Origin of the sequence: Streptosporangium sp. NPDC006013 (genome assembly GCF_040614275.1) — a bacterium.
In the GTDB taxonomy this organism is placed as follows: domain Bacteria; phylum Actinomycetota; class Actinomycetes; order Streptosporangiales; family Streptosporangiaceae; genus Streptosporangium.
Genome location: NZ_JBEXUE010000044.1, coordinates 1 through 15,488 on the forward strand (window position 1 = coordinate 1; position 15,488 = coordinate 15,488).

A 15,488-nucleotide genomic window follows, 5' to 3' on the forward strand; every position below is an offset into this window, starting at 1 on the left:
GCTGCCGGGTTCGACGCCGCAGATCGGAGAGTTCTTTTTTCTCCGCACTGGTCAGCTTCGCGCCGCCGTTGTCATCGGTGTCGGCCTGGCGCATTGCGGCGGTGTGCCAGGCACGCAGATCGAAGGCGTCGCCCCGGCGCAGCCTGGCCTCCTCACGGGCCTGCACCCAGGCCCGCTCGCCCAGCTTGTAGGCGATGGCCTGGGCGGGCCAGCCGAAGTAGCGCACCACCTCGGCCTCGACCCGGTGCGGCTCGCAACGGCCCCGGTCGCGCAGCACCTCGCAGGCCTTCTCGAAGGTCCACTTCGAGCCGTCGGGGAGCGGCAGGTCCAGGTGGACGCCCAGGTCGATGACCACCCGGGCGGCACGCAGCGCCGACCAGTTGAGCATGCCCAGCCGGGTACCGGGGTCGGTGAACCAGCCCAGCTCGTCGGCCAGCCGCTCGGCGTACAGGCCCCAGCCCTCACCGTGGCCGTCCACCCAGGAGACCTTGGCGAACCTGGACAGGCCGTCCCCGGCCATCCGCATCGCGCCGAACTGCAGGTGGTGGCCGGGAACGCCCTCGTGGAAGATCGTGGTCAGCTCGCTCCAGGTGGCGAAGCGCGTCCGCCCGCCGACCGGCCACAGCGTGCGGCCGGGCCGCGACAGGTCCTCGCTGGGCGAGTTGTAGGAGGCCGCGCCGGAGGTGGAGCTCACGTCGACCTCGGCCACGATCCGCCGCAGCGGCTCGGGGATGTCGAAGTGGGTGCCGTTCAGCTGCTCGATGGCCCAGTCGTGGCGTTCCTGCAGCCACGCCTGGTACTCCTCCAGGGAGTCGACGGCCTGGGTCTCGTTGAGGATCTCGGTGGCCTCCTCGATGGTCGCGCCCGGCTTGATCCGCTCGACCTCGGCGGCCATCTCGGTCCCGATGCGCTCCAGCTCGGCCCAGCCCCACTCGTACGCCTCGCGCAGGTCGATGTCGGAGCCCAGGCTGATCCTGGCCGCGACCGCGTAGCGCTCGGGACCCACCGCGTCGGCCTCGTCCGCCCTCGGGGCGTACTCCTCGCGCAGGTAGCGCCCGGCGTCGGCGTACGCGGCGTGGGCCGCCGCCGCCGCGCTGAGCAGTTCCTCCTTGACCGGACCCTCGCCGTAGGTGGCGACGAAGGCGTCGTGCGCCGGGGGAGTCCCGCCCGCGCCGGCGAACTGGTCGGCCTGGTCGGCCATGGCCAGTGCCTGCCTGCGAGCGCCCCGCAGGCCCGAGGCCAGGCCGACCTCCAGGCTCTCCCGCCATCCGGCGAGCATCGTGGGGATCGCCGCCAGGCGGGCGGCGACGTCGCGCCACTCGTCGTCGTTGCCGTGCGGGAGAAGGACGACGCTGGAGCGCACCCGGTAGGGCAGCCCGTACGGCGCCGCCACCCAGCGGAGCGGCTCACCCATGTCGTGCCAGCCGAGCTCGGCCTCCAGCCGCTCCCGCAGGTGGGCGGCCGCCCGGACGTCCGACTCCCCGGTCGGGACCAGCTCGTCGAGACGCTTGAGGGTCGTACGGATCAGCTCGGCCCGGGCGGCGCTTCCGGCGGGGCTGTGGTCGGTGGCGGCGACGAAGTCGGACACGATGCCCTCGGCACCTGCCGCGATCGGGTCGAGGGCCGCCCAGCGGGTGACGTACTCATCGCAAAGCGCAAAGATCGGAGTGCTCATGTCCGAAACGTAGGACCGCCCAACATCCATGCCTTATCGGTTGGCTATCGGGCCCGCGTGACCGGCCTGGTGACGTGCTGTGCGAGCACCTGAGGACGCGGCGAGGACGGGTTCGGAGCGGACCCGCTGGATGGGCGGTCCTGAACTCTCGCCGCACCTCGTCGCGCTTTTCGTCATGCGCGGTGCCGAAGCTTTCCGTGGGGCCGGATTCCGCTTTGGCCTCGTGCGATACCCAATTATCCCCAGCACGAATAGCGAGGGGCTGATGAGTGGTGATACTCGGTCGGCGCCTCGTGCGTCTTGGGAATCTCTTCTTATTCTCTGAAATTCGTATGGCCAGCATGCCAAGAAATGGTTACGCTTGGTAGTCGAACGGTTACCAGATTCGATGATTGGGGTTCGCGTTGTTGTCGTTGAACTCCGGCGAGGAGGGCATCGTGGTCAACCTCTACACGCCTCAGGCGATATGGGGCAGGGAGTTGAAGCACTACCGGAAGGCGGCGGGCCTCACCCAGGGGCAGCTGGCCGAGATAATCCACTTCAGCGAGTCCCTGATCAGCGGCGTCGAAACCGGCCTGCTCCCGGCCAGCCCGGAGTTCGCCGACGCCTGCGACGCGGCCCTCGACACCGGCGGCGCCCTCCGCCGCCTCCTCGACTGGCGGAAGGGGCAGCAGATTCCTTCGTGGTTCGGAAAATGGCGAGACAAGGAGCAGGAGGCAATCGCGCTGCGTGCTTACGAACCCCTGGTGTTCCCGGGCCTGCTTCAAACGGAGGGCTATGCTCGCGTGCTGCTGCGCGATGATGAGGCGGCTGTGGAGGCCCGCCTGGACCGTCAGGCCATCTTCGTTCGCGAAGACCCTCAGCCGCCGACATTCCGATGCGTGATCGACGAGGCGGTTCTCTACCGTCCGATCGGTGGTCCCAAGGTGATGCGGGATCAACTGGAGCATCTCGTGTCGGCGATAACCCTCCGGCTGAGCATTCAGGTGGTTCCGCACGGAATGCACTCGGGCTTGATGGGTGGATTCGCAATCGCCACGCTGGATGGAGGAAACGACATACTGTATGCGGAGACGGCCGTACGAGGTCTCACCACGAACGATCAGGAAGACGTCGCCGTAGCCGTGGAGCGTTTCGAGGCTCTTCGGAGCGAAGCGTTGCCACTGAGTATGTCTATCGATCTCATTCAGAAGGCGGTAGCGGAAAGATGGACCTGAGTAGCGCCAAGTGGTTCAAATCAAGTTTTTCCGGGGACAACGGCGGAAACTGCGTTGAGGTCGCGGAACTCAAGGACATCGCCGACGGCCCCGATCACAAGGCCGAGCACGCTGCCCTGATCGCCGTACGCGATTCCAAGGACCCCGACGGTCCCAAGCTCTTCTTCACCCCCGCCGAGTGGGACGCCTTCGTCAACGGCGTGAAGGCCAGCGAGTTCGACCTCGGCTGAGAGGTCCCCTCCCGGCCGCCTGGACATTCCCTCCTGGCGGCCGGTTGCCTCCCGGAGACGATCCGCGAGGTCAGACGGGTCTCGTACATGCCTGTCACACGCCGCGTTCCAGGTCCGAGCGGGTCGCTCGCGCTTGTCCGTATTCTGGGCGGCGAGCATGGCGACGGTGGTCGTCAGGCCATGCTGCGGCGGAGGTCGCAGCCAGGGAAAACCTCACGCCCGTGTACCCGGTCCGAGGTATCGCTCCACTACGTTTTCCGCGGTGGGTTCCTCTTTTCGCCCGCTGTCCGAGCACGAAGGAAGACGTATGGAAATTTGGATCAACCCCGACTGTTCCAAGTGCCGCTCCGCGCTGTCCGTCCTGGATGCCGAGAAGGCCGAGTACACGGTCCGCCGCTATCTGGAGGACCCGCCCGACGAGCGGGAACTCCGCGAGGTGCTGACCAGGCTCGGCCTCGAACCCTGGGACATCACCCGGGCGGGTGAGAGCGCGGCCACCGAGCTCGGCCTGGCCGACTGGCCCCGTACCCCCGAGAGCCGTGACCGCTGGATCCGGGCGCTCGCCGACCGCCCGATCCTCATCCAGCGCCCCATCATCACCGCCGATGACGGACCGGCCGCCGTCGCCCGAACCGAGGAGGCCGTCCGTTCGCTGCTTCCACCCCGTTAGGCGTCGGCGGCAGGCCGGTGCGATCGAACACCTCCGGTGACTCGGGGAAGTACGGCCGGGGCGGCATGCCGTCGATGAGCGTGTGCGGACTGGGTGTAGGACGCGGTCGTGCAGGGTCACCGGCCGTGTCGCCAATGGCGTGATGGTCTTAGGGTGAAGCATTTCGGCCTGGCGCGGTAAGTACAGGTGACCGCATACGCCAAGAAAGGCCGACATGCATGACAATCACCCGCGAAGTCATCGAGGCCGATGACGCGACCCTCATCGAGAGGTCGCTGAACGAGCCGGAGGTCTTCGCCGTCCTGTTCGACCGGCATGCGCCGCTCCTGCACCGCTACGTGACCAGGCGCCTGGGACCCGGCGAGGCGGAGGACGTCGTGGCCGACACCTTTCTGGCCGCCTTCCAATGTCGGGGCGATTACGACAGGGGCCGCCCCGACGCCCGCCCCTGGCTGTACGGCATCGCCTCCAACGTGATCGGCAAGCGGCGGCGTACCGAGACGAGCCTCTACCGCGCGTACATCCGCAGCGGCGTGCACCCGGCGGAGATACCAGGCACGCAGGTCGAGGACGGGATCAACACCCTGGCCGTCAACCGACCGCTGGCGCGGGCCCTGCTGGGGCTCAAACGGGCCGATCGCGACGTGCTGCTGCTCGTCGCCTGGGCCGAACTGAGCTACCAGGAGGTCGCCGATGCGCTCGCCATCCCGCTGGGCACCGTCGCTTCGCGACTCAACCGGGCCCGTACCCAGATCCGCCGAACCCTGGAACAAGGAGAATGACGATGGACGCACTGAAAACCATGTGGGAGACCGTTCCGCCGGCCACTCCAGAGGATCTCGCCGGAGCGAGGCGGCGGCTGCTGAACGGGATGCACACCCGGCGGCGCGTCGTCACCGCCCCCCGGCTGCTGGTCGCGGCCGGTGTCGCGGCGGCGGCCACCATCACACCGCTGATCATCGGAACCGGGACCTCCGCGTACGCGGTGACCAAGAGCCCCGACGGCACGATCACGGTGACCGTCAACGAACTGCGCGACCCCACGGGGCTGCAGGCCGATCTAGGCGCGGCCGGCATCAAGGCCGACGTGACGTTCCTGGCCCCGGGCACGCGGTGCACGGACGGTCGATTCGCCGGCGTGGATCCGGCCTACGGCGGGTCGCCCGTCACCGGACCGGACGAGTTGCGTTCGCTCATGAACGAGTTGCGTTCGCCCAAGGTCACCCGGCCGATCTCCATACGGGAGTTCCGGATCTCCCCGAAGTACATCGAGCCGGACGAGACGCTCGTGCTGGAGTTCCGCGACAACCATGACGCACGCGTGCCCTGGCGACTCGGCGCCTGGCTGGCCCCGGCGGGCACGTCCGTGAAGCCGTGCACACCCATCGAGGACGCCGGCTGAGGGGCCGGATGAGGCTCCCTGGCCGGAGGTCAGCCGGTCAAGGTGCCTACCGCCGCGACGAGGTAGAGGCCGCCGGCGGAGGAGACCGCGAGGCCGGCGGCGGCCGGGGCCCAGGCCATTACCGCGGAGGCCAGTGACCACCTGTGGGTTCCGTGGGCCAGCAGGGTGTAGCCCCGGATCGTCACGACGCCCACGCCGGTCAGGGTGAGGGCCATCCCCACGCCGAAGGCGCCGACGAGCGCGACGGCGTCGAAGGCCCGGCCGGTGAGCAGCCCGCTCATCAGGACGACGAACGCCGACGGGGAGGGCAGCAGGCCTCCGGAGAGGGCGAGCGCGATGAGGCCCCGGCGTGACCAGGGGTCCGGCCCGTCCTCGACCTGATGCCCGTGTCCGTGCCCATGCCCATGCCCATGCCCGTGCCCGTGGCCGTGTCCGTGCTGCGCCTGGTGCCGGCGTCCTCGGAGGTGGCGGTAGGTCAGGTGGATGCCGACGCAGATGGTGACCAGTCCGGCCAGCACCTGCATCCAGGCGGTGACGCTCTCCGTGCCGAAACTCGCGGCGCTGCTGAGTCCCACCCAGGCGAACGCCAGCACCAGCACCGAGAAGGTGTGCATCAACGCGACGATGACTCCCAGGCGCAGCGCGTCGCGGTAGTTGCCCCGGGTGCCGACCAGGTAGGCCGCGGTGACGCTCTTGCCGTGGCCGGGGGCGACCGCGTGCATCGCTCCGGCGACGAGGGCGACGGCGAGGACCACCCAGAAGACGCCCCTGTTGTCGAAGAGCGAGATGAACCGGCTCTCGAAGCCGCTGAGCTCCGTCATGATCGCGTACCCGTCGTACTCACCCTGCGCCGGGTGCGCAGCATGACGAACGCGCCCGCCCCGGCCAGCAGTACGGCGGCGCCGACGGCGACACTCGTCGTCTGCCAGGACATGCCGTTCCCCGCCGTGCCGGAGAAGCTCAGACGCTGGGTGCTGACCGCCTCGGTGAAGAGCGTCTGCTTGGGGGTGGCGGGCGTGTCCGCGATGAGCATCGTCCGGTACGCCGTGTTGAGATCGGTCAGGGCGGCGACCGTCACGTCCACCTTGGTCACCGGGCTCTGGCAGTCGAAGACGAACCGGGCGCCGTCGACGAGCAGCGCCCGGAGTTCCTCCAGCCGGCTCTCGCACGGCCGGCCGGCCTGGGCGACCGTGATCTTCTCCAGCAGGTAGTCGCGGAGGGCCGTTGAGCGCTCCAGTTTCTGCTCGCCGGTCAGCTCCGTCGAGACGGTGCCGGTGGACGGGTCCTCGAACGCGCCGAGCGACTGGCCGAGCGCGACCCAATCGTCCTCGGCCGGGAGCCACGAGATGGTCACCTGCGAGCCGTCGACCCCGATCCGTGCGGTGGACGGCGGTCCGAAGGGATGGGCGGCGGCTGGGGTGGCCCAGCCGACCAGGGCGCCGACGAGCAGCGCGCCCGCCAGCGTACGGGCATGGATTTTCAATGGATTTCCTGTCCGACAAGGCTCCGGCACGTCCGGAGGACGGGGTCGCCGTGACGGCGACCCCGTCCCCTGGCGGGTTTACTTCGTGTCGACCGTGACGGCCGGGCTGGTGATCTTCTGGTTGGCGCTGTCCAGGTAGACCACGTAGGTCTCGCCCTTCTTCAGGTTGCTCGGCACCCTGAAGGTGTAGGTAAGACGGCCCAGCTCATCGGCCTCCTGGGTGCCGATCGAGATGTTGTCGTTCCCCTTTCCAGGGTTGCCGTCGCCCGCCTTCTGCATGGAGACGGACACCCGCTCGGCCGGGTCGTAGCCGTACGCGGAGATCGTGAGCTCGCCGCGGTGCTCGACGGCGGTCTTGTCGACGGTGACCTGCTCACCGACGGTGTTCTCCGCGGTACGGACCTCGTTGACGGTGCGCTCGCCCTTGTTGTTCTTCCGGACGACGAAGCCGTCGTGGTGCTCGCCGTTGGCGTACCGGGCCTCGAACGTGATCTTGTCGGCCTCGATGTCGATCAGCTGGTAGAGCTGGGTGTTCTGGCTCTTGCTGACGACCTCGGCGCCGTTTCCGGTCCAGTTCTCGCCGTTGTTGAGGGCGTACATCTTGCCGCCGGAGACGGACACGACGTAGGCGACGCCGTTGTTGACCGTGACCGACTTGCGGGCGGTCGCCACGTTGCCACGGCCGTAGGAGTGGTCGTGGCCCTGGAGGACCAGGTCCACGCCGTACTTCTCGAACAGCGGGCCCCACTGGCCGCGTACGGCGGGGTTGTTGCGGGTGCCGGTGGTGGAGTAGACGGGGTGGTGGAAGGTCACCACGGTCCACTTGTTCGGGTTGTCCTTGAGCAGCCCCTCCAGCCAGGTGGCCTGCGCGGCCATCAGGGTGGTGTTGCTCTGCACGTTGGAGTCCAGGCCGATGAAGCGCACGCCCTGGTAGTCGACGGTGTAGGCGGTCTGCTTCAGCTCCGGGTTACCCGGTCCGTTGTCCGGATAGGGGAACTGCGGGCGCCAGAAGGTGGACAGGCCGCCGCTGTACTCGTGGTTGCCGGGGATCGAGAGGTTGTTGACCTGGCTGTCGATGAAACCCGCGGCCTTGTACCACTGGCCCCACTCCTCCTCGTTGTTCGCGGAGTTGATGAGGTCACCGGCGTTGACGATCATCTTGGCCTGCGGGCGTTCGGCGAACGCCTGGCGGAAGACGCGCGGCACCGCCGAGTCGATGTAGTTCTGCGCGTCGCCGTAGTAGATGAACGAGAACGGCTGGAGGTCGGCCGCCGCGGTGGTGAAGTCGCTCCACTCGGCCCAGTTGGTGCCGTCGCCGACCCGGTAGCTGTAGCGGGTGTTCGGCTTCAGGCCGGTGAACTCAACGGTGTGGTAGATGGAGGCGTACCCCAGCGTGGTGTTGACCGGGGTGGTGCTGATCGCCTTGACGTTGGTGACCGCGCCCGCGGACGGCGCGACATCGCCGAGCGCGCGCGGAGCCTCAAGGATCTGGGCCTGCGCCGCATCGGCGTCGGTCACGGCCCGCCAGGTGACCTTCTGGCTGGCCGACGGCGTGGTGGTGGGAGTGAGGATGACCCGGTCGGGCATGGGGGAGGGCTTGTGGATATCGGCGGCGGGGTACTTCGGCGGCGCGGCCGCGCCGAACGCCACCGGGCTGAACGCGAGGCCGCTGGCGATCAGCACGCCCGCGCTCACCGCCGTCAGCCTGGTACGCCGGGATCCGGCGGATCGGGGCAGTTTGGCTTTGCCCATCATGAACTCTTCTCCAAGGAGGGATCACATTCCACCGAGGGAGTGCGGTGGACGTCGGTATTGATCCAGAAAAGATGGACAAAAACCCATATAGGGCATTACGCCCGGATGAACACCGCATCTCTGGTATCTCTGGCCCCAAACGCACCATTGATGTCGCCGGAAGGCCGTGCGCTCGACACCTTCCGTTGTCCTCGCGTTCGGTGGCGCGCGCCTAACATCGTGCGAGCGGGCTCGGGTGGAAAGGAAACACGTACGCCTACTTCGCGACCTGCGCCACATGGCACGCGGTTTCGCTGAGGGTTCCTCCTCCCGGACCGAGGCCGAGGCCGCCGAACGGGAGGTATTCGATGACGGGCCCCCGGCAGGCCGGTGACCGGCGGTCCGCCCGCCGCTGGACGCTGCTTCCCGGCTTCGTGGTGCTCGGCGCGCTCTTCCTGCCGCCGTCCACGTCGGGGACGACGGGCCCGGCGGGACCGATGGTCAAGGACGAGACCTTCATCACCGCGGAGACCAGCGGGCTTCTGCACATCGAGGCGGGGGAGTGTTTCACCGACCCGGCCTACTCCCCGGAGGCGGCCGAGGTCGTCGTGCTCTACACGCCCTGCGAGGAGCAGGCGGCCAACCAGTCGTACGGCTTCGTGCACGCCCCCGACGGTGAATGGGATCCGGCCGCGCTGACCGCGTTCGCCCGGGAGAGCTGCCGGCGAGGGTTCGACGGCAACTGGAGCGGCGCGTCGGCCTCGGGCCTGGACTTCTACCCGGTCATGCCGACCCGGAAGACCTGGGCCGGCGGCGACCGCGACGTCATGTGCGTGGTCTACAGCCCCGAAGGCCCGATGGACGGCTCGGCGCTCCCCTTGGCGAGCTGGTGATCGCGGGTCGGCTATATCGCCTCGACGGCCTCCACCAGGACGTCCGGGCCGCCCACGTTGCCCGGCACGACCACGCAGGTCGCGGCGGCCGCGTCGGTGTCCAGGTCCCAGACGGACACTCCCGGCAGCACCTGGCCCCGCACGGTGGCGGCGGCGGCCCGCAGTCCGGTGGCCGTCACCTCGGCCGAGGTGATGCCCCCCTTGGAGACCACCACGCGGGCGGTGTCCGACAGCTCGCGGACCGCCGTCATGAGTGCGGTCATCACCGCCTCACCGTGCGCGAGGGTGTTGTGGCCTTCGTGGCGCACCCGCTCCGAGCTGATCACCGCGATGCCCTCCCCGGTCAGCGCCCTCCTCGCGTCCGCGACGATGGCGTGACCGGCCGCCGTGCCGTTCCGCAGCGCCGCCTCGGTGCTGATCGTCAGCGCGGTGACGCCACGGCGCCGCTCCAGTTCCGCGAGCTGAGCGGTCGCCCCCGAGGTGTGCGAACCGCAGACCACCAGGACGGGGCCGCGACCGCCGTTCAGCGGTCGCGGCAGCAGACCCCGGCTGACCGCGCCGGCGCACCGGGCGGCCAGTGGCGCCGCGGAACGGACGACCACGGGCCTGCCCCGCTCCCGCGCCGCCAGCAGGCCCCGGTGGACCAGGTCGATGTCCTCGTCGGTCTCGGCGTCCGGCGCCACCACGGTGCGGCCGGGTGCGGCGAGCAGGGCCGCGGCCACGGCCTCGCCCCGCGAGGAGCGGACCTCCTCGAGCGGCACCGGGAACGCCTCCCTGGCACCGATCTCCCGCACGTACCCGACCAGGTCGCCGTGACGGAAGGAGAAGACCGGGTCGTTGGCGTACTCCGTCAGGTGGGCGGGGGTCGGCACCCCGCCGACCAGGACATGGTGCACCCCGCCGACCGTGGTCCGGCCCCCGTCGGGGAAGGCCGGCAGGAAGAGGATCGGGCTGTCGTCGGTGGTGAACACGTCCGTCTCGGCGAAGACGTGTCCGCGCAGCGTCGAGTCCCCGCGCAGCACGACCTGGATCTCGGTGCCCAGCTCGGCCGAGGCCGCGTCGACCTCGCCGCGGATCCGCCGGCACAGTGCCACCGCCGCGGCCTCGTCGATCGCCCGCGAGTTCGTCTGCAGGTAGACCGAGTCCACCGCGCGCAACGTCTCGGTGAGACGGGCGGCGTCCCAGCGCAGCAGCACCCGGACCCCACTGGCCGACTGGGTGCCGGTGGGGTCGTCATCGAGCACGACGGTCTTCATCGGATACCTCCAGTGTGGAGACCCCCGTCTTCAGGCGGGGGAGGAAACGCGGCACCGCGCCGCGTTTCTGGGTGGGTGGTGTAGCCGTAGCCGTCGGCTCGTTGGAGCAGGCGGATGTGGCGGTGGCCGATGCCCTGTACGGTGCCGTGTCGGGTGGTGATGTTGAAGTTGCCGGTGGTGCGGACCGCGACCCGCCCGGTGTGGACTCCGGCCTTCTTGCCGGTCGGGATGGTCGCGCGGACCAGGTCGCCGGTGGCGAACCCCTTGACGTGCTTGGTCCGGGGGAGTCGTAGCCGGGGGAAGCCGTAGCGGTCGGTGCGGGTGCGGGCGTAGGTGCCGCGCCCGGTCGCCTTGACCACCAGGACCCTGCAAGGCCAGGCGGTGACGCCTGCCAGGGGGCCGACGTGCAGCGCGTCCAAGGTGTGCGACTTGGCGGCACCGGTGCGGGAGCGGTTCCACTTCGTGCGGCCACCGGAGGCGGTGTGAACCGACAGGCCAGCCGTTTCCAGGGCCCGCCACAGCGCCCACCGGGTGGCGTTGACCGCCGCCGCGTCGCGCAACGGTGTTTTCGCCTGTTTGAGGATCCTGGAGAGAAGTGCGGGACTGTCCTTGAGGAACACCTCTACCAAAGTCGCGTTCTTGGTCTGGTTACACGGGATGCAGGCCACGGTCAGGTTGCTGATCCGGTCGGAGCCGCCCCGGCTGCGAGGGTGGATGTGGTCGAGGTTGAGCGATACGCCGCTCGCACCGCAGTACGCGCACGCCCGCCCCCACTTGGCCAGCAGGTATTCGCGGACCTCGTACCCGGCGAGGGTGCCCTGCTGATACTCCGCTCCTTCGAGCGGCCGTCCGGCCGACAGGGCGTGGGTGTCGAAGGAGGCCCGCTCCACCTGCACGGCTCGCACCGGCGCCCATCGGGTCAGTCGCGCCACCCACGACATGGCGGTGTCTACACGGTGGCGCAGCGACGGCGCCAGCCACCCTTTCGGTTTGGTGCGGTTGAGAAACCGGGGGGGCGCGGTAGCGCAGGTTGCGTGACCTGCGGCCCCGGCGCAGTGCGGCCCGCGAGGCGAGCCTGTCGCGGATCAGTGCGCCTCGGTGGTCGAGCTGGATCGCATACCGTCCGGCCCGGCTCCCGTCATGGTCGGTGAACACGGCCAGGCCGGTGTGTTTGGAACCGGGATCGATACCGATCGCGACGCCGTTCACAACACAGTCGGCCGCTGACCGGTCCTTGAGACGGATGACGAACGGGGTGTAGCGGTGAACCACCGCCCGCCCTGCCGCCAGAAGCCGACGGGCACGGGCGGGATGGCAGGGGTCTAGCGGGTGGCCGTGGCGGTCGAGGACGAACACGGCCGGGTGAACCTCACGGTTCGCTCCCTCAGGCGCCGAAGCGCCCTCGGGGTGACGCCGGTCCGGCGGTGCGGCCGAACCGATCTCCCCTCGCCCAGGTTCCATGCCAGTGCCCGGCGTCGCCGGGAGTCCGTGAGCCGTTTCGTGCCCACCCTCGGGCGTGTCTGCTCCCACGGATTCCAGAGCGGCAGGCTGAGGAAGCACCTGCCGGTGGGTCTGCTCACTTACATGAAACGTAGCCATCTGGATCACACCTCCAGTTCATGACGGCTAGGGCTGGTCAACGCGGGGCTTCGAAGCGCATCGCTGCACCTCAAGCCCCCTCCTTCAGGAGGGGGTCGTTGACGCCAGCTCTTCGAGCACCTTGGCGACGACGGTGCCGGTGGCCAGGCCGTACTTCTCGTGCAGGGTGGGCAGGGCGCCGGCGTCCAGGAAGGCGTCGGGAAGGGCGATCGGGACGACCCGCCTGCCGATGCCGGCCCGCACGACCGCCGAGGCGACCGTCTCGAAGAGCCCGCCCACCACCGTGTGGTTCTCCAGCGTGACCACCAGCCGGTCGCTGTCGACCTCGGCGAGGACGGTCTCGGCGTCGAAGGGCTTGATCGTCGGAGTGTGCACCACCGCGACGTCGACATTGTGCCTGGCCAGCTCCTCGGCCGCCTGCAGGGCGCGCATCGTCATCAGGCCGCTCGACACGAACACGACGTCGTTGCCGCCGCGGAGCACCGCCGCCTTGCCGAGCCGGAAGGTGTAGTCGTACTCGTCGAGGACCGTCGGCACCCTGCCGCGCAGCAGGCGCAGGTAGGTCGGGCCGTCGGACGCGGCCAGCTGGGGCACCGCCTGCTCGATGTCGACGGAGTCGCACGGGTCGACGATCGTCAGGTTCGGCATGCCGCGGAAGATGGCGATGTCCTCCGTGGCCTGGTGGCTCGGGCCGTACCCCGTGGTCAGGCCGGGCAGGCCACCGATCACGTTCACGTTCAGGTTCGGCTCGGCGATGTCCAGGCACAGGAAGTCGTACGCGCGGCGTGCTGCGAACACCGAGTACGTCGAGGCGAACGGGATGAGGCCGACCTCGGCCATGCCCGCCGCCGCCCCGAGCAGCAACTGCTCGGCCATGCCCATCTGGAAGAACCGCTCGGGGTGGGCCTTGGCGAAGACGTGCATGTCGGTGTACTTGCCCAGGTCCGCGGTGAGTCCCACGACGCGCGGGTCCTGCTCGGCCAGGGCGGCCAGGGCGTGGCCGAAGGGTGAGTTCGCGGTCCTCTGCCCGGGGTCGGCGAATGAGGCGATCATCGCCGAGGTCGTCAGGCGCTTGGCGCCCGTCGCGGTGCTCACAGTGCTTCCACTCCCTCGTACCCGGCCGTCAGCTGCTGACGGCACAGCTCCCACTCGTCCTCGTCGATCCGCATGAAGTGGGCCTTCTCGCGGGTCTCCAGCAGCGGGACGCCCCGGCCGATCCTGGTGTCGCACAGGATCACCGAGGGCCTGCCCTCCGGGCGGGCCTGCTCGGCGGCGGCGTCGAAGGCCGCGAGCAGCGCTTCCACGTCGTTGCCGTCCACCCGCTGGGTGAACCAGCCCGCCGCGACCCATTTCTCCTCCGCCGGCTCGATGCGCATGACCGTCTCGGTCTTCCCATCGGCCTGCAGGGCGTTCATGTCGACCATCGCGGTCAGCCGGCCCAGCCTGTGGTGGGCGGCGCCCATCGCCGCCTCCCAGGTCGAGCCCTCGTCCAGCTCACCGTCGGACAGGAAGTTGTAGATCCGTGAGTCCGACCCCTGGTGGCGCAGCCCGAGGGCCATGCCGACGGCGACGGTCAGCCCGTGGCCGAGCGATCCTCCGGAGATCTCCATGCCGGGCGTGTAGGACGCCATTCCGGACATCGGGAGCCGTGACCCGTCGGAGCCGTAGGTCTTCAGCTCGTCGAGGGGCACGACGCCCGCCTCGGCCAGGGCCGCGTAGAGGGCGATGGCGTAGTGGCCGGTGGAGAGCAGGAACCTGTCGCGCTCGGCCCAGTGCTCGTCGTCCGCCCGGTAGCGGAGCTGGTCGACGTAGGTGACCGCCAGCATGTCGGCGACCCCGAGTGCCTGGCCGACGTAGCCCTGGCCCTGCGCCTCGCCCATGTTCAGGGTGTGGTGACGCATCCGGTAGGCCGCACCGCGCACCCTCTCCGCCCGCGCCGCCGGATCGAGGCGGCCGGCCTGCGGTTCACTGAGTGTGGTCATATCTGTTCTCGTTCTCTCTTCAGACGGTCGCGGCCGTGGTCGTGGACGGCGCCGGGGTGCCGACCTTGACCGGAGCGGTCTCCGGGGTGAGGGCGGCGGCGATCGTCGAGACCACGCCGAGCAGCATGAACAGCACCGCCGGGCCGATCCACCCGATGGATCCGTACAGGGCGGTGGCCAGGAAGGGCAGCAGGCCGGCGACCAGCGAGGCGCCGTTGTAGCCGAGGGAGATTCCCGAGGAGCGGACGTCGCGGGGGAACTGCTCGGAGAACCAGGAGGACTCCACGGAGAAGATCGGGTCGTGGCTCAGCAGCAGGCTCAGGGCGACCGCGACGACGATCATGATGACCGCGCCGGTGTTGATCATGAGGAACATCGGGATGCCGAACGCGATCGTGAACAGCGAGCCGATCAGGAACACCGGCTTGCGGCCGACCCGGTCGGACAGCGCGCCGTACAGCAGGTGACTGGCCAGGCCGAGCGCGGATCCGACGATGGTGCCGATCAGCACGTTCTGCTTGTCGGTCAGCTCGGCGAGCACCACGTACGAGAGCATGAAGCTGGTGGTCACGTAGTATCCGCCGGTCTCCGCGAGCCGCAGAGCCATGATCTTGAGGATCACCCGCCAGTCGCGCCTGATGACGTCCAGTGCCGGAGCCTTGCGGATCTCGTTGTTCTTCTTCATCTCCGCGAAGTCGGGCGACTCGGAGACGCCCATCCGGATGAAGATGCCGACGGCGACCATCACCACGGAGAGCAGGAAGGGCGCCCGCCACACCCAGGAGCCCTCCAGCAGGGCCTCGCTGAGCAGGAACGCGCCGTTGGCCAGCAGCAGCCCGGCCGGGATGCCGATCTGCGGGACCGCGCCGAAGAAGCCACGGCGGCGTTCGGGGGCGTGTTCGACGGCCATCAGGACGGCTCCGCCCCACTCGGCGCCGAAGCCGATGCCCTGAAGGATCCGCAGCAGGATCAGCAGGATCGGTGCGAGCGCGCCCGCCTGGTCGTAGGTCGGCAGCACGCCTACCAGGACGGTCGCGACGCCCATGAGCACCAGCGACCACATCAGGATCGTCTTGCGGCCGACCCGGTCGCCGTAGTGTCCGGCGAGGTAGCCGCCGAGCGGGCGGAACAGGAAGCCGACGGCGAGCGTGGCGAACGACGCCAGCACGCCGACGAGCTTGTCCTCGGAGTGGAAGAACACCGTGCCGAAGTAGGCGGCCGAGGCGGTGCCGTAGATGAAGAAGTCGTAGCTCTCCACCGCGGTGCCGACCATCGAGGCGAAGGACACCTTTGCCGGGTTGTCCCGGTGAGCACCGGCGACGTTGGATGCAGCGGTCATGTGCCGCT

At 69.3% G+C, this 15,488-nt stretch carries 15 protein-coding genes and 1 pseudogene; 6 read left to right on the top strand and 10 right to left on the bottom strand.

From position 1 onward, the window contains the following. Positions 1-1,675: DUF885 domain-containing protein (locus ABZ260_RS09800; RefSeq protein ID WP_355615115.1), on the bottom strand; the 1,675-nt coding region annotated here is incomplete at its 3' end. A gap of 437 nt (positions 1,676-2,112) precedes the next feature. Between ABZ260_RS09800 and ABZ260_RS09805 the strand changes: the two genes are divergently transcribed. The 5 genes from ABZ260_RS09805 to ABZ260_RS09825 all read left to right on the top strand — a co-directional run bounded on the left by ABZ260_RS09805 (position 2,113) and on the right by ABZ260_RS09825 (position 5,194). After that, positions 2,113-2,892 (top strand): helix-turn-helix transcriptional regulator, encoded by a 780-nt coding sequence (locus tag ABZ260_RS09805; protein ID WP_355615118.1) that lies wholly within the window; start codon positions 2,113-2,115, stop codon positions 2,890-2,892. Continuing rightward, positions 2,883-3,122: a DUF397 domain-containing protein gene (locus ABZ260_RS09810; protein ID WP_350919859.1), complete on the top strand. Its 240-nt coding sequence runs from the start codon at positions 2,883-2,885 to the stop codon at positions 3,120-3,122. The genes ABZ260_RS09805 and ABZ260_RS09810 overlap by 10 nt, the downstream gene beginning before the upstream one ends. A gap of 307 nt (positions 3,123-3,429) precedes the next feature. Continuing rightward, entirely contained in the window at positions 3,430-3,792 is a 363-nt protein-coding gene (locus ABZ260_RS09815; RefSeq protein WP_355615122.1) for an ArsC/Spx/MgsR family protein, read from the top strand. A 218-nt stretch (positions 3,793-4,010) separates the two neighbouring features. Further along, positions 4,011-4,574 (top strand): RNA polymerase sigma factor, encoded by a 564-nt coding sequence (locus tag ABZ260_RS09820; protein WP_355615125.1) that lies wholly within the window; start codon positions 4,011-4,013, stop codon positions 4,572-4,574. Positions 4,575-4,576: 2 nt separating this feature from the next. Then, on the top strand, positions 4,577-5,194 hold the full coding sequence (locus tag ABZ260_RS09825) for a hypothetical protein (protein ID WP_355615128.1): 618 nt from the start codon (positions 4,577-4,579) through the stop codon (positions 5,192-5,194). A gap of 29 nt (positions 5,195-5,223) precedes the next feature. Here the strand turns inward: ABZ260_RS09825 and ABZ260_RS09830 are convergent, their stop codons facing one another. The 3 genes from ABZ260_RS09830 to ABZ260_RS09840 form a co-directional block, all read right to left on the bottom strand. Continuing rightward, a complete protein-coding gene (locus tag ABZ260_RS09830) occupies positions 5,224-6,015 on the bottom strand; it encodes a hypothetical protein (protein WP_355615131.1) in 792 nt (263 codons plus the stop codon). After that, a complete protein-coding gene (locus tag ABZ260_RS09835; RefSeq protein WP_355615134.1) occupies positions 6,012-6,677 on the bottom strand; it encodes a hypothetical protein in 666 nt (221 codons plus the stop codon). Before ABZ260_RS09835 ends, ABZ260_RS09830 begins: the two co-directional genes overlap by 4 nt. Before the next feature lie 78 nt (positions 6,678-6,755). After that, positions 6,756-8,432 (bottom strand): metallophosphoesterase family protein, encoded by a 1,677-nt coding sequence (locus ABZ260_RS09840; protein ID WP_355615137.1) that lies wholly within the window; start codon positions 8,430-8,432, stop codon positions 6,756-6,758. A 347-nt stretch (positions 8,433-8,779) separates the two neighbouring features. On the opposite strand from ABZ260_RS09840, the gene ABZ260_RS09845 reads away from it, so the two are divergent. After that, on the top strand, positions 8,780-9,304 hold the full coding sequence (locus ABZ260_RS09845; RefSeq protein ID WP_355615140.1) for a hypothetical protein: 525 nt from the start codon (positions 8,780-8,782) through the stop codon (positions 9,302-9,304). 11 nt (positions 9,305-9,315) lie between these two features. Here ABZ260_RS09845 and ABZ260_RS09850 read toward each other — a convergent pair whose 3' ends face one another. From ABZ260_RS09850 to ABZ260_RS09875, 6 genes and pseudogenes are all read right to left on the bottom strand, one after another. Further along, positions 9,316-10,560: a four-carbon acid sugar kinase family protein gene (locus tag ABZ260_RS09850; protein ID WP_355615143.1), complete on the bottom strand. Its 1,245-nt coding sequence runs from the start codon at positions 10,558-10,560 to the stop codon at positions 9,316-9,318. Further along, positions 10,557-11,537, bottom strand: coding sequence for an RNA-guided endonuclease IscB (iscB, locus tag ABZ260_RS09855; protein WP_355615195.1), 981 nt, complete (start codon positions 11,535-11,537; stop codon positions 10,557-10,559). Before iscB ends, ABZ260_RS09850 begins: the two co-directional genes overlap by 4 nt. A 94-nt stretch (positions 11,538-11,631) precedes the next feature. After that, positions 11,632-12,159 (bottom strand): annotated as a pseudogene (locus ABZ260_RS09860) (RRXRR domain-containing protein); the annotation flags it as partial. Positions 12,160-12,243: 84 nt separating this feature from the next. Continuing rightward, positions 12,244-13,254, bottom strand: a complete 1,011-nt coding sequence (locus ABZ260_RS09865) for a transketolase C-terminal domain-containing protein (protein WP_350959938.1) — start codon at positions 13,252-13,254, stop codon at positions 12,244-12,246. Further along, positions 13,251-14,141 (bottom strand): transketolase, encoded by an 891-nt coding sequence (locus tag ABZ260_RS09870; RefSeq protein ID WP_355615147.1) that lies wholly within the window; start codon positions 14,139-14,141, stop codon positions 13,251-13,253. The genes ABZ260_RS09865 and ABZ260_RS09870 overlap by 4 nt, the downstream gene beginning before the upstream one ends. Positions 14,142-14,160: 19 nt before the next feature. Then, on the bottom strand, positions 14,161-15,480 hold the full coding sequence (locus tag ABZ260_RS09875; RefSeq protein ID WP_355615150.1) for an MFS transporter: 1,320 nt from the start codon (positions 15,478-15,480) through the stop codon (positions 14,161-14,163). Between the last annotated feature and the right edge of the window lie 8 nt (positions 15,481-15,488).

Excerpts from the sequence above, each read along its gene's own strand:
- ABZ260_RS09810 (WP_350919859.1), top strand. The coding sequence starts at position 2,883 with ATGGACCTGAGTAGCGCCAAGTGGTTCAAATCAAGTTTTTCCGGGGAC.
- ABZ260_RS09815 (WP_355615122.1), top strand. The coding sequence starts at position 3,430 with ATGGAAATTTGGATCAACCCCGACTGTTCCAAGTGCCGCTCCGCGCTG.
- ABZ260_RS09820 (WP_355615125.1), top strand. The coding sequence starts at position 4,011 with ATGACAATCACCCGCGAAGTCATCGAGGCCGATGACGCGACCCTCATC.
- ABZ260_RS09825 (WP_355615128.1), top strand. The coding sequence starts at position 4,577 with ATGGACGCACTGAAAACCATGTGGGAGACCGTTCCGCCGGCCACTCCA.
- ABZ260_RS09830 (WP_355615131.1), bottom strand. The coding sequence starts at position 6,015 with ATGACGGAGCTCAGCGGCTTCGAGAGCCGGTTCATCTCGCTCTTCGAC.
- ABZ260_RS09840 (WP_355615137.1), bottom strand. The coding sequence starts at position 8,432 with ATGATGGGCAAAGCCAAACTGCCCCGATCCGCCGGATCCCGGCGTACC.
- ABZ260_RS09845 (WP_355615140.1), top strand. The coding sequence starts at position 8,780 with ATGACGGGCCCCCGGCAGGCCGGTGACCGGCGGTCCGCCCGCCGCTGG.
- ABZ260_RS09850 (WP_355615143.1), bottom strand. The coding sequence starts at position 10,560 with ATGAAGACCGTCGTGCTCGATGACGACCCCACCGGCACCCAGTCGGCC.
- ABZ260_RS09870 (WP_355615147.1), bottom strand. The coding sequence starts at position 14,141 with ATGACCACACTCAGTGAACCGCAGGCCGGCCGCCTCGATCCGGCGGCG.
- ABZ260_RS09875 (WP_355615150.1), bottom strand. The coding sequence starts at position 15,480 with ATGACCGCTGCATCCAACGTCGCCGGTGCTCACCGGGACAACCCGGCA.